This is a genomic window from Bacillus sp. PSXD-155 (assembly GCF_049310765.1).
In the GTDB taxonomy this organism is placed as follows: Bacteria; Bacillota; Bacilli; order Bacillales; family Bacillaceae_G; genus Bacillus_A; species Bacillus_A cereus.
This window is the reverse complement of sequence record NZ_JBMOWC010000022.1, coordinates 1-13,553: the sequence shown is the minus strand read 5'-3', so window position 1 is coordinate 13,553 and position 13,553 is coordinate 1. Positions and strand designations below refer to the sequence as shown.

Below are 13,553 nucleotides of genomic sequence, written 5' to 3'. Positions count from 1 at the left end.
ATGATAGGTTATACCTATCATTATTATATAAATAATTGAATTGAACAATGATTTTAGAGGTTTTATAATCATCTTTATGTAACAGAGAGGGTTGTAAAAATTAATCGAGAGAAAATACATGTAACACCTTTAAAGGAGGAAATAGAATGGCTAATGAATATCAATTATTATCTTTAAATATAGGATTACCAAAAGAGGTTATATACGGCGGAAAAGTAATTCATACAGGCATAAATAAGAAACAAGTAAAGGAACCGGTATATTTATCCTTTGTAAGATTTAATGGAGATGGACAGGCGGACTTAGTTCATCATGGAGGAGTAGATAAAGCAGTTTGTGTTTATACTGGTGATCACTATCCATACTGGGAAAAAGAATTGAATCAAGATCTTGTATATGGGGCTTTCGGAGAAAATATAACAGTTAGTGGTATGCGCGAAGAGGATGTTTGTATTGGTGATACGTTTGAGCTCGGAGAGGCAATCGTACAGGTAACACAACCAAGGCAACCTTGTTTTAAATTAGCAAAAAAATATAATATTCCAAAGTTACCACTATATTTTCAAGAAACAGGATATACAGGATTTTATTTTCGTGTATTAAAAGAAGGATGGGTATCATCAGTCGATACATTAAAAAGTCTACAGTCTGATCCGAAAGGTGTTTCAATAGCGTTTGCTAATCGTATCATGCATAAGGAAAAACAAAATATTGAAGGGGTAAAAAGAATATTAGAAGTAAATGCACTTTCAAGTAGTTGGAGAAAGTCTTTTGAAAAGCGTATAAGTGGAGAAGAAATTAATACGAAGGAAAGACTTGAAGGGATAAAAGAATAAAAATATTTTATTATAAATAGTGTATTTCTATTAGTAAAAGCTAATTAGAAAGCGCTATTTTTATATAATAAACTAATTAATATCAAGAAATCTTAATATTGTTTTATTCGACTTATTTTCAAATAGTCAAAACATAAAATTAATTAGACTTTTTTTTTATGTTTTATGATAGTATATTGATTGGTAAGACCTCTATTTTTAAGAGTAGGTCATATAAGTATATCTAATTTAATGGAATTTAACATTTGGAGGTACAACATGGGGAATGTTGAAAAATTGGCAAGTCTTCTAATAGAAGAACCGAAAAGAGAGCAGTTATTTCCTTTATTTGAAGAAGTGTTTGGAATTAAAACTCAAACATTGAATGATTTTTCGGATAAAGGATATTGGGATGATACATATAAAGCTTTATCGTTTTTACAAGAAGATAAAGTGATTGCAAATGTTGCGGCATTTTCACTCCCATTATTAATTAATGGTGAAAAAATAAATGCGGCGGGTATTCAATCAGTAATGACACACCCTAATTTCCGTAGACAAGGGTTAATGACACAATTAATGGGTAAAATGATAGAAGAAATCGATAAGAAATGTGAATGTGCATTATTGTTTACGGAAAACCCTGAACTATATACAGCATTTGGATTTAAAGTTGTGCAGGAATATTTGATGACTATACCATATGATAAAAATATTAATAATAACGATTCACTACTTAAAAAGTTAGATTACTATAATATAGAGAATAGACAGTTAATACATGAAACTATTGATAGTAGCCAAAGACTTTCAAATAGTTTTTCAACTTTAAACTTCCATCCTTCATTTTATATGAATATGTATGATTCGGAATGGAATGAGAAATTGTATTATTCAGAGAAACTAGATGCTCTAATCGTTTATGAAGTAGAAAATGAAAAGTTGAAATTATTTGGAGTATTTGCGCCAGTACTTCCGGTTTTAGATGAATTATGTGGAGAAATCAATGAAAGGTTTACGGAAATCGAATTTTATTTTTCTCCGGATCAATTAGGGGTTGAGGATGTACAGTTTACAGAAGTACAGTCTAGCAAGTATTTAATGGTTCGAAGTGATAAAGAGTTAGATTTTAAAGGTTATAAATTCCCAGTATTAGCGGAGTTTTAAATGTCTATATAAATGCTTTATTATGGAGGAGCTATGAATATATCGTATATACCAGAACGTATTGAGCAACTCACTATAATGAATGTACCTGAATATTATAAGATTAATGATAATCATGCGTTTATTGTCCGTTCGAAAGCAGAAACCGATTTTTGGCTTAAAACACATTATGGTTTTGAAGTAATGAATGGTCATGTATTTTATAATGAGATGATGACAGACTTTCAAGCTGAAGTTCAGTTACGTATGAATCCAAATTCAAAATTCGATCAAGCAGGTCTTTTTGTTATGATTTCGGAGAACTGTTGGTTAAAAACATCTTTAGAATATATCCCTGAAGGGCCATCTCACTTAGGTGCTGTCGTAACGAATAATGGATATTCTGACTGGTCAACGCAAGATTATCCAACTGAAGCAGCTAAGCAACAACTTCGTTTTCGAATTATTCGAAAACGCGGTGATTATACAATATATGTGAAAAAGAGCCATCAATGGGAACAAATAAGAATCGCTCATTTAATGGAGGATATAGGGAATGAGCCTATTAAAATAGGTTTTTACACGTGTAGTCCTTCTAAAAATAAGGGATTTGAGACTGAGTTTTTAAATTTTACAATTGAAGAAATATAGATTAAAAACCGTATTCTTTTCATTAAGAATGCGGTTTTTGTATTTACATAATATAAAGCACATTTATTGACCAGAAAGTCATTAATACTTATCATTTAATAATGTTAAATATTAATTTACATAATATAATAGAAGTAATGAAGAAATTACAAAAAATATCGCTTAAATAAGGAGGGATATGAATTATTCAGTGGTAATTTCATGGGAAAAGGAGATTATGTATGAAATCATTTCGTAAGTTATTACAGTATTTAAAACCATACATGTTCTTCGCTATTATTGGGCCGCTATTTATGGTACTTGAGGTTGCGATGGACTTAATTCAACCGACTATTATGCAACATATCATTGATGTTGGGATTGCAAATCGGGATTTAAATTATGTAATAAAAATGGGGCTTCTTATGATAGGAGCAGCAGCACTCGGTTTAGTTGGAGGGCTTGGGTGTATGATGTATTCTACAAAAGCAGCTGTTAATTTCGCTACAGACATACGAAAAGATGTGTTTGCGAAAATAGAAACATTTTCTAGTAATAATCGGGACTCATTTGGAACAGGTAAATTATTAACAATCGTGACAAATGATATCACTTCCATTCAATCGGCAATGACGATGACATTACGTGTTCTCGTTCGTGGTCCACTGTTATTTATCGGAAGTATAATTATTGTTTTTGTAACAGCGCGAGAGTTATTTCCAATATTACTTGTAGTTGTTCCGATTTTATTACTTGCGATTATTTTAATTGCAAGTAAAGCAAGTGGTACATTTAAAAAGGTGCAAGAGGCATTAGACAAAGTGAATACAAAGCTACAAGAAAATTTATCTGGTGTGCGTGTTATAAAAGCGTATGTAAGACAAAAATACGAAATCGCTCAATTTGGAAGTGTAAATACAAATTTAACGAAGATAAATATTCGAGCTGTGCAACTTATTTCTTTAATGATGCCAATCATTATGCTAGTTGTAAGTGGCGGGATTGTCGCAACATTATGGATTGGTGGAGAAAAAGTATTCGATGGAACGCTTCAAGTAGGAGCGATTTTGGCATTTATTAATTACTTGAATATCATTTTAATGTCACTTATGTCGATTAGCATGGTATTTATTCAAATTGCGCGAGCTTTTCCATCTGCGGATCGTGTACAGCAAGTGTTAAATACCGAGGTTGATATTATAAGCGAGGCGAATGCGATCGAACCTGAGAAAATTGAAGGAAATATTGAATTTAAAAATGTTAGTTATAGCTATACGAAAAATAATGAATACGTTTTAAAAGATATTTCGTTTAGCATACAAAAAGGTGAAAAAGTAGGGATTATTGGATCAACTGGAAGTGGTAAATCTACCTTAGCGAAACTGTTACCACGTCTATATGATGTGGATCATGGTGAAATATGTATAGATGGAATAGATGTTAAAACATATGATTTGCAAAAACTTCGTGCTTCAATAGGGTTTGTACCTCAGAAGGCTTTGTTGTTCTCAGGTAGTATAGAAGAGAATTTACGTTATGGTAAAGAAGATGCAACACCTGATGAGCTGGAAGTAGCAGCTGCATCAGCTTGTGCGACTGAGTTTATCAATAAGCTGGAAGAATCTTATCAATATAAGTTAACACAAGGTGCGACAAATCTATCAGGTGGACAAAAACAACGTGTATCAATTGCAAGGGCACTTGTGAGAAAGCCACCGATTCTCATATTAGATGATTCTACATCAGCAGTTGATGCGAAATCAGAGGCTACTATTCAAACAGCTTTAAAAACAAAATATAAAGGCACAACGACTTTATTAATTGCGTCCAAAATTTCTTCCATAATGGATGCGGATAAAATACTTGTATTAGATAATGGTGAATTAGTTGGCAATGGTACACATGAACAATTGTTAGAACGAAGTGAGGTTTATCAGGAAATTTATCTTTCCCAAGGTGGTAATTTGCATAAAGAAGGTGGGGAAGAACATGCGTAATTTTCAAGGGCAATTTGCTAATAAAGGTGGACGAAATACCCCAAAGATGGGAAAAGCTAAAAATGCTCAAGGAACTGTAATGCGGGTATGGAACTATATGGGCTATCAAAAAGCTGCTCTTATGTTTGTTATATTTCTAGTCGTTGTTACTACATTACTTGGATTATTAGGTCCATATCTTATGGGAGTCATTATAGATCAATATATTGTACCGAAAGATTTAAGTGGTACAGCAAGAATGTGTATGTTACTTATCGTGATTTACGGTGTAACTGTACTTTTAACATGGTTACAAACATTTGTCATGATTAACGTTGCATTAAAAACAATTCAAAAAATACGACAAGATATTTTTGAGAAAATCCAAACGCTTTCTTTACGGTTCTTTGATATGCGTTCTCAAGGTGATTTAATGAGCCGTGTGACAAATGATATAGATAATTTGAATCAAGCTTTGACACAAAGTGTTGTACAAATTATTTCATCAGCGTTAACTTTTATAGGTGTAACGATTGCGATGTTCGCTTTAAATTGGATTTTAGCAATTGTAACTTTAATTACAGTACCTATTATGTTTTACGTTACAAAAAAACTAGTTGCATATAGTGGTAAAAACTTTGCGAAGCGTCAAAAAGATTTAGGTGAATTAAATGGATTTATTGAGGAAGCAATTACAGGTGCGGATGTTACAACGTTGTATGGAAAAGAAAAAGAAACTGTACAAAATTTCAATAAAATTAATGAACAGCTAAGAGTTTCAGCTACGAAGGCTGATACATTTTCAGCTTTTATTTTTCCAAGTATGAACTTTATTAATAACTTAGGTATGGGGCTTGTCATTGGGACCGGATCAGTTATGGTCTTAAACGGAATGACAACAGTAGGAGTTATTGCGGCTTTTATTAATTATTCTCGTCAATTCTCAAGGCCGCTAAGTCAATTTGCGACTTTAATGAATACAATTCAAGCGGCAGTTGCTGGTGGAGAACGTGTTTTTGAGATTATGGATGAGGTACCAGAAATTCAAAATAAAAAAGACGCATTTGTTGTACAAAATTTACAAGGGCATGTTGCACTTGAGAATGTTTCATTTGGCTACGCAGAAAATAAAACGATTTTAAAAGAAGTGAGTCTTAAAGCGCAGCCAGGAGAGACAATTGCTTTAGTTGGTCCGACTGGATCAGGGAAAACAACAATCATTAATTTGTTAACTCGCTTTTACGATATACAGCAAGGACAAATTCATATTGATGGAAAAGATATAAAAGATTATGATATTAATTCTTTACGAAGTAAAATAGGAGTAGTTTTACAGGATACGTATTTATTTGCTGGTTCGATTATGGATAATATCCGTTATGGACGCTTAGATGCTACTGATGAAGAAGTTATCACTGCAGCTAAGGCAGCATCTGCACATTCTTTTATTAAGCATTTGCCAAATAAATATGAAACAGAAATTGCTTCAGAAGGATCGAATCTAAGTCAAGGACAAAAACAACTTCTTGCGATTGCACGAGCAATTTTAGCAGATGCAGATATATTAATTCTCGATGAAGCGACATCAAATATTGATACAAGAACAGAATTACAAATACAAGCAGGACTAAATAATTTAATGAGAGGTCGCACAAGTTTTGTGATCGCTCATCGACTTAAAACAATTGAAAAAGCAGATCAAATTCTTGTTATAAAGGATGGAAGAATTTTAGAAAGAGGGGATCACGAATCTCTTATGAAAGATAAAGGATTCTATTTTGATTTGTATACGAGTCAGTTTAAAATATAGTAAAAGCATTGATATGTTGCGGTTTCTCTTGAGAGGAGAAACCGCATTTTTTATATTTGTAAATATTACCATTCAAATGGTCTTTCACTACATATTTTAACAGCATCCTCCTGTATTCCAGGCAAAACATGTGAATAGCGATTTAATGTTATGAACATATCTTTATAACTGAAGTGTTCACTTACAGTCTTTGGATGTATACCTTGTTTCAAAATTAGCGTAGCATGTGTATAATAACGTAAATCATAAAATCGAACCTTAAAAATCGGAATTTAAATAAAAAGAGCGCTGTTAATAGCGCTCTGAGACAAACCATATATTTAGAGAGGAATCAAGATAATATATGGATATTGTGTGAGAATGTTGTAGGTTTTAATTAAAAATAAAGCACACATATAAGTGTGCTTTTATGAACGCTTTAGATTTGTATGACTATATAGTCATACAATAAAATATGCTTGTTTAATATAAATGTGTGTCAAATCTATAAAAAGATATTGTGTATAAGGAACAATAAATGTTAATTAGCCAAGTCTTTTGTTTTTATCCTGCTATTTGCCGGGCAGTAAGACCCCCACCTTAAAATTCAGCGGAAGCAAAGAAGTTAGGTGGGGGCCGGACTGCCCGTAAAAGCCCGATTGGTGAGGGCTGATTAAAGTTTCACTTTATTAACGAATTTGCGAAACTGTTAACGCTGCAGAACGAATATCTACTGTACCTATTACTTCAACGGGGACAATTTGAATTAAATCACCAGGGTTTAAGTTAATTAGAATGACACCACTTGATACATCAACTTCACCAGTTCCGATAATATTAGAACGGACTGCGGTTCCGGATCCTGCAATAACATTAGTCGATGAATTTAATGTCAAGAAAAAGCGTGCTGCTTCCGGGGCTAATGGAACGTTATCAAGGCTAATCGTTAATGTATAGCTAATTTGATAAATACCAGCTACCTGAATTTTAATACCAGTTCCAGTACTAATTGTATCATTGATTACAGGGACAGTAATGTTAGGATTTGGGCCTGTACTAGGTAATAGTAGTGGTGTAAATAATGTTGCAAATTGAGGTGAAGTAGCATTGAAGGCAAAACCTAGGGCAGGTAGTGTACTAGGTGCTTGTGCTTCACAATTAAAATTAGCGAATTTACGAATGGATGAGCGCATATTTTCACTCCTTTCTTGTATTTAGATTTCGTGAGTATTAACTTCACATTTTGGACAAGCATAATACAATATATGAAAATTTATAGTAGATAGTGCACAAGCATTACTATTACGGATAAAGCTATGAATAATAATAAATACTATATGGAAAAAGCAGTTAGCTAATTTAGCTAACTGCTTAGTCGGTTCTCCAAGAGCAAATAGGTGAAAAATTATTGCGCTATATAAAAGATCACTATAGATAAGTGCTCTTTTTGAGAGTGAGTATAAATTTCTATCATTCTATCTAGTATGTGCACTGTATTATGTAGTTGCTACTAAAATTGATGTGAATTTTTAAAATTAGAGGTTTCTTTTAATGAAACCTCTAAAAAGACAACTAAATTTACGTTATAGTAAATTCAATTGCGATAGGAGTGCCTCCATCTAGGACTGCTCCTCCTACAATAGTAGCAGCTGTAGTAGTCACACCAGTAATAGTATCACCTGTTTGAATAACACCATTAATATAAAGTGTTAAAAAGGCATAAGAAACAGGGAATGTTGTTACAGCACCAGTGTCATCAGTGAAGTCTGTGTTAGCAAAAGTTAAATCTGCACCAGCAGCAGTTCCTGTTGCGGCTGTACTTACAAATCGTCTTCCGGCTATAAAAGGTTTAACGATAGGCATCTATATTCACCCCATTTTGAGAATTAACTTAGACAAGTTTTTTGAAAGTTTTGTCCTGTATCGTATATTATGCTGTGCTTCTACTAAGAGATACGGCTTGTATACTAGTAAATAAGTATAATTATTATGCGTTTTATAAGTTAGGTTCTTATAAGTAATTAAGTGGTTAAGGTTGGATTTTGTATATGGTATGTTTATGTTAAAAAAGAGAGCTCTTTTAGAAAGAGCTCTTAATCAAATTGTTATCTTAGTGTTGGAGGGAAACTGGTGGCTTCAGTGACAGATGGTAGAAATAATTTACGTGGTATTGTAATAAATTCAAGCGCAATTTGCTTTGGATAAAAAAGTATTTGAGTTAAATCTAGAGCGTGTATTAATAGTATCATGAAGCTTGTAAGAATGATAAAACTACCCCAAAAGAAACTTTTTGAAGTGTTGCGGAAATCTTTTATTAAAGAAAAGAATGAAAAAAATGCGGTAACAATGAGAATAAAAAATTTATACTTATCAGCCATTGTGATCCTCCTAAAGAACAGTAATTTATATTATACCGTATTTTTCAATATTATTATAAGAAGATTTTAAAGTGAATAATAAGAAAAAAATAAAGCCATAACTTAAAACATTAGTTTAGGTTCTATTGTTGAATTCTTTGTTTTAGAAGGTATAAAATCTGAAATTGAAAATTTTCCAAATGAATTACCATTTTTTATTTCTGATCCAACATCAAGTGCTTAATGAAATGGTATGAAAGATTATAGGCTAGTGATACGAGATTAAATAAGAGGGATTTCTGTGCAGCAAGAGTTCTAGCTCAGATTTCTACTAGAGAAAAGTATTTAGTTGGAGTTGGTATGTTAATAAAAAACGGATGGATGTCGAAACTAAATATTCATGACATTAAGGACAAAGATCAGGAAATATAATTTGGTATTCTGGGAATAACCGGAGATCTGTAGTTAAGGTTGCATAGTATTTGTATTTTTTTTCTAATTTTTCAATTGTTGTTAAGTGATGAGAACCTAATCCGCGTCGTACACTATGTTGAGAAAGAGTCGGCCCGATTTGTAATTTTCGTTTTTTCATTGCATCGTTCCATGGACTATAAAAAAATTTAAAAATAAAAGCAGGTTCCATGTAAATGCTATAAGGATAATGCGAACCATGTCTCCCGACTCTATAGTTCCCGTGCGAATTATTGTGAATTAATCTACCGTTAAGATATAGTTGGTTTGGATTAGGTTGAATTATTATGCCGTGATAACGTTGTTTAACAAGCGGAGAGCTATATCTTGGATTAGTGTAGCCATGAGTCGGTTCATCAATCATCATAATCATTCTTATTGAAAACATATTGCCGCCCATAGTGTTAAGTGATTTGAAAAATTGTTCTTTATTATAACAGCACAGGAATTCTGTCGTATTCAATACCATTTTCCATCCTGTAATTTCTCTTTCAATTTCCATAACTTCTTGATCAACTAAATAAGCATCAAATTCGAGTGATTTTGAGTTTCGTATTTCCCAATTAGGAGCGAATGTTTTACAGATTTCAACTGAACGATCAGTTGATCCACGGTTAATAAGAATGCCATGATCAAATAGCTTTGTATGGTGCATTAACCACCATGGAAGTAAATATTCTTCATTGTAAAAATGAGAAATTAAAGTAGTATTAATCAAAATCACCTCCGTATTTAACCTGTTTCTTATTTAATATGATATGGAAGGAAACCTATTGTTAGAAGGTTTCCTCTTAAAAGTTTTAAACCACATAGGGTATGTGGATGGATTAGTATATAAAATAGTCTGATTGATAAAGAGTGGTATTAAAAAGTACAAAATCTAAAATGAGCATCGAATTAGTGTATAACGATTGAAACGGCACTGAAAACTAATAAAACAGCCATAATGATGTTGAATAATTGGTTATGTTTCACTAATAATTTTTGGAATATTGAACCAAATAGACTCCAACTAAATGTACTCAGTAAACCGACTATACCTAGAAATAATGAGAAAAGCAGAAAACTTGAATATGAATTGTAGTAGGGGAGTATAAAAGTAGAGACTACTGTGAGTCCGAATAATATTCCTTTTGGATTAACAAATTGAATGAAAATACCCACTGTAAATAAGTTTTTATTATTTTTTTCATTGTGATCTGCACCGCCTTTACTAGTGATTATTTTAAAGGCTAAATATAGCATATACGCGACACCTAAAATTTTTAAAGGAAATTCAATTATAGGGATAATATTAATTAATACAATATTAAAGAAACTGCATAAAGAAGTGAGGATGAAAAAACCGAATGATACTCCAAAGCAAAAGTTTATACTTCTCTTTAATCCATGTTGATTTGCGTATGTCATAGCTAAGAAATTGTTGGGACCAGGTGTGAAGCTACTTATAAATACAAATAACAAAAAAGAAAATATAGGCATTTCAAAACCCCCTGTTTTTTGTGTGTTATAATGACCAAAAAGAACAATATAACGTGTGCTTTTTATTATACATAACGGTCGTTATATTGTATACAGTGTAGGAGTGTTTTTTATGGAAGAAATTCAACTTATTCTGGCAAAAAATTTAAAATCAATACGTGAAAAAGAAAAATTAAGTTTAGAAAAGGTCTCTCAATTAACAGGTGTAAGTAAAACAATGATTGGACAAATAGAAAGAGGAGATTCAAGCCCGACACTAACAACAATATGGAAAATTGCTAATGGTTTGAAAGTATCATTTACCTCTTTAATCAATAATCCACAGCCTGATACGAAAGTAGTTTTACGAAATGATGTTCAAGTATTGTCTGAAGACAATGGGAGATATAAGGTGTATCCCTCATTTCCTTTCCAAGATGATAGGAACTTTGAAATCTATATGGTTGAAATTGATACAGAAGGGAAATTAAGTTCAGAAGCGCATAAAGAAGGAACAGAAGAGTTTATAACGGTATTTGAAGGGAAATTGACAATTGACATAAATGATTGTCAATATACGTTAAATAATGGAGACTCAATTCGCTTTAAGGCGGATAGACCGCATACTTATACTAATTCAGGAAGAACATTAACTCGGTTAAGTATGACTATTTATTATCCAGCTTTATAAGCTGGCAATAATATAAAGAGTAAAAGTAAATATGTATTGTTAAAACCATCTATAAGAGATGGTTTTATTTTTTGAATATAAAAAAAGACACTCAATTGAGTGTCAATATAGTATTGCTCTCGCGTATAGGATTGGAGATGTTCCTCAAATACATATTGAGATGGTCTGTAAAGAAGAAACGATCTTCGTCTTTAATGTAACATCGACATGGGGGAAGTGTAAATTGATAATATATATACGGAAAATTTAGTATAGATTTTTTCTACTATGGATATAGTACAATTTATTTTTATTACGTAATCACTATCGTAATATTTATCAATTGAGTATTTAGATTGTTTATTATAAAAAGAATGAATCATTTTTTAATCAATTCGTATAATTGTAAGAGAGGCACCTGTTGATCCACCTCCAACTAAATTCACGACGGATAATATACCAAATAATTGTAGTGAAATTGTATTACCAGCATTTAAATTAGTAATTAAATTATTACTATAATTTGAAGTTGATAAAGCGGGAGAAAAAATAGAGCCAGGAATTGGCGTAGAAGCGTTTAATAGTAGTCTAGTTCCAGCAAGTAGAGCGGTTGTCGTATTAACTTGATAGGTTAAATGATATCTTCCAGTTACAGGAATTGTAAATACGTCATTTGAAGCGTTAACTTTCAAATTACCAAGACTTTGGTTATTTGAAAGTGGAATGTTTGTTCCTCCTAATATGACTGAAACAGGACCACCTGATGTATTATTAGCGAACATAGAGTTTGTTGTAATGATAGACCCAGTACTTCCGGTAGGCCCAGTACTCCCGGTAAGCCCAGTACTTCCAGTAGGCCCCGTAGGTCCAGTAAGCCTGTAAGGGAAAATAATGTCAAGGGCCATTGACATTATTTCTTTTTTTCTAATTTCATTATTATCTTGAATATAAATCACCTCATCTTTTTAAATAAGAATGTAATAGATTTAGTACTTTTTAAATAGAATGATTAATTTATTATATTAATTAAAGCGGTTATAGCAACGGTAAAATGTTTAATATATGTAATAATTCTTTGGGAAGAAAAAAGAGAATAGTTATAAAGTTATTCTTTAATGATAGGGTCATAATGATGTGTATGAATTAAAAAACATGTGGAATGAGGTATTAAATTGAAACGCAATGACAATTTATCATTGAATAAGGGGATGATAGGCCCAGAAAATATTGGACCTACATTTCCGATTCTTCCACCAATTTATATTCCAACAGGAGCAACAGGACCGACTGGAATAACGGGGCCGACCGGAATAACAGGACCAACCGGAATAACGGGGTCGATCGGAGAAACGGGGCCGACCGGAATAACAGGACCGACGGGAGCAATAGGAATAACGGGACCGACTGGAGCAACAGGACCGATCGGAATAACAGGAGCAACCGGAATAACGGGACCGACTGGAGCAACAGGACCGATCGGAATAACAGGAGCAACCGGAATAACGGGACCGACCGGAATAACAGGAGCAACCGGAGAAACGGGACCAACTGGAGTAACCGGAGCAATAGGGATAACAGGACCGACTGGAGCAACAGGTCCTACTGGGGGCATTGGTCCTATAACCACAACCAATTTGTTATATTACACTTTTGCAGATGGAGAGAAACTTATATATACAGATGCTGACGGGATACCTCAATATGGTACAACGAATATTTTGTCTCCTAGTGAAGTTTCTTATATTAATTTGTTTGTTAACGGAATACTGCAACCACAACCATTATATGAAGTGAGTGCTGGTAAATTAACTTTATTGGATACGCAACCACCATCGCAAGGATCTTCAATTATATTACAATTTATCATTATTAATTAAAAGGACAGATCCTTAATGAAAAGGAATCTGTCCTTTTTGTTTTATATTTAAATAGTTAAAATTAAGTAAAGGTACATTCAATTTCTAGCTGTCATAAATGGTTGAATGATAGGGATTTTAACTTCAATCCTTTTCATAGTGTATTGGAATAAAATATAGAATGAATTTTTCAATATATTTTATATGAGAGTTCTCTATAATACAAACGGCTTCATGTTTAAAAAGAGAACACAATCTTAGTAAAGAAATAATGTAAATTTATATGTAAAAAATGGCACCGTTAATTGTTGAGTACATTCAAATTAATATGTGTCTTTGAACCTAAGAGATAAACGTGGAAAAATAAAATAAACTATTAAGT

Annotated in this window: 13 protein-coding genes; 7 read left to right on the top strand and 6 right to left on the bottom strand. The window is 32.5% G+C overall.

Annotated elements, in window-relative coordinates:
* Positions 1-146 precede the first annotated feature (146 nt).
* The 5 genes from ACO6VI_RS21295 to ACO6VI_RS21275 all read left to right on the top strand — a co-directional run bounded on the left by ACO6VI_RS21295 (position 147) and on the right by ACO6VI_RS21275 (position 6,377).
* The gene (locus tag ACO6VI_RS21295) at positions 147-836 is read left to right on the top strand and encodes an MOSC domain-containing protein (protein ID WP_097987769.1); all 690 of its coding nucleotides are present in this window, start codon (positions 147-149) and stop codon (positions 834-836) included.
* A 258-nt stretch (positions 837-1,094) separates the two neighbouring features.
* Entirely contained in the window at positions 1,095-1,982 is an 888-nt protein-coding gene (locus tag ACO6VI_RS21290) for a GNAT family N-acetyltransferase (protein ID WP_098356012.1), read from the top strand.
* 33 nt (positions 1,983-2,015) lie between these two features.
* Positions 2,016-2,612, top strand: coding sequence for a DUF1349 domain-containing protein (locus tag ACO6VI_RS21285; protein WP_016109944.1), 597 nt, complete (start codon positions 2,016-2,018; stop codon positions 2,610-2,612).
* A 221-nt stretch (positions 2,613-2,833) separates the two neighbouring features.
* A complete protein-coding gene (locus ACO6VI_RS21280; RefSeq protein ID WP_161520160.1) occupies positions 2,834-4,588 on the top strand; it encodes an ABC transporter ATP-binding protein in 1,755 nt (584 codons plus the stop codon).
* Entirely contained in the window at positions 4,581-6,377 is a 1,797-nt protein-coding gene (locus ACO6VI_RS21275; protein ID WP_098840583.1) for an ABC transporter ATP-binding protein, read from the top strand. Before ACO6VI_RS21280 ends, ACO6VI_RS21275 begins: the two co-directional genes overlap by 8 nt.
* Positions 6,378-7,045: 668 nt before the next feature.
* On the opposite strand, the gene exsF is transcribed toward ACO6VI_RS21275, so the two are convergent.
* The 5 genes from exsF to ACO6VI_RS21250 all read right to left on the bottom strand — a co-directional run bounded on the left by exsF (position 7,046) and on the right by ACO6VI_RS21250 (position 10,666).
* Positions 7,046-7,549, bottom strand: a complete 504-nt coding sequence (gene exsF, locus ACO6VI_RS21270) for an exosporium protein ExsF (protein WP_097961604.1) — start codon at positions 7,547-7,549, stop codon at positions 7,046-7,048.
* A gap of 385 nt (positions 7,550-7,934) precedes the next feature.
* Complete coding sequence (locus tag ACO6VI_RS21265; RefSeq protein ID WP_098840585.1) at positions 7,935-8,219, bottom strand: DUF4183 domain-containing protein; 285 nt, start codon at positions 8,217-8,219, stop codon at positions 7,935-7,937.
* Between the two features lie 242 nt (positions 8,220-8,461).
* Complete coding sequence (locus ACO6VI_RS21260) at positions 8,462-8,734, bottom strand: hypothetical protein (protein WP_098840586.1); 273 nt, start codon at positions 8,732-8,734, stop codon at positions 8,462-8,464.
* A gap of 385 nt (positions 8,735-9,119) precedes the next feature.
* Positions 9,120-9,902: a glycosyltransferase family 2 protein gene (locus ACO6VI_RS21255; RefSeq protein ID WP_142338411.1), complete on the bottom strand. Its 783-nt coding sequence runs from the start codon at positions 9,900-9,902 to the stop codon at positions 9,120-9,122.
* A gap of 179 nt (positions 9,903-10,081) precedes the next feature.
* Entirely contained in the window at positions 10,082-10,666 is a 585-nt protein-coding gene (locus ACO6VI_RS21250) for a LysE family transporter (protein WP_098840588.1), read from the bottom strand.
* Positions 10,667-10,721: 55 nt separating this feature from the next.
* Between ACO6VI_RS21250 and ACO6VI_RS21245 the strand changes: the two genes are divergently transcribed.
* Positions 10,722-11,336 carry a helix-turn-helix domain-containing protein gene (locus tag ACO6VI_RS21245; protein WP_130813712.1) on the top strand — a complete coding sequence of 205 codons (615 nt, stop codon included), beginning with the start codon at positions 10,722-10,724 and terminating at the stop codon, positions 11,334-11,336.
* Positions 11,337-11,701: 365 nt separating this feature from the next.
* Here ACO6VI_RS21245 and ACO6VI_RS21240 read toward each other — a convergent pair whose 3' ends face one another.
* Positions 11,702-12,271 carry a BclA C-terminal domain-containing protein gene (locus ACO6VI_RS21240; RefSeq protein ID WP_161520162.1) on the bottom strand — a complete coding sequence of 190 codons (570 nt, stop codon included), beginning with the start codon at positions 12,269-12,271 and terminating at the stop codon, positions 11,702-11,704.
* 216 nt (positions 12,272-12,487) lie between these two features.
* On the opposite strand from ACO6VI_RS21240, the gene ACO6VI_RS21235 reads away from it, so the two are divergent.
* Positions 12,488-13,192, top strand: coding sequence for a DUF4183 domain-containing protein (locus tag ACO6VI_RS21235; protein WP_161520163.1), 705 nt, complete (start codon positions 12,488-12,490; stop codon positions 13,190-13,192).
* Positions 13,193-13,553: the final 361 nt, after the last annotated feature.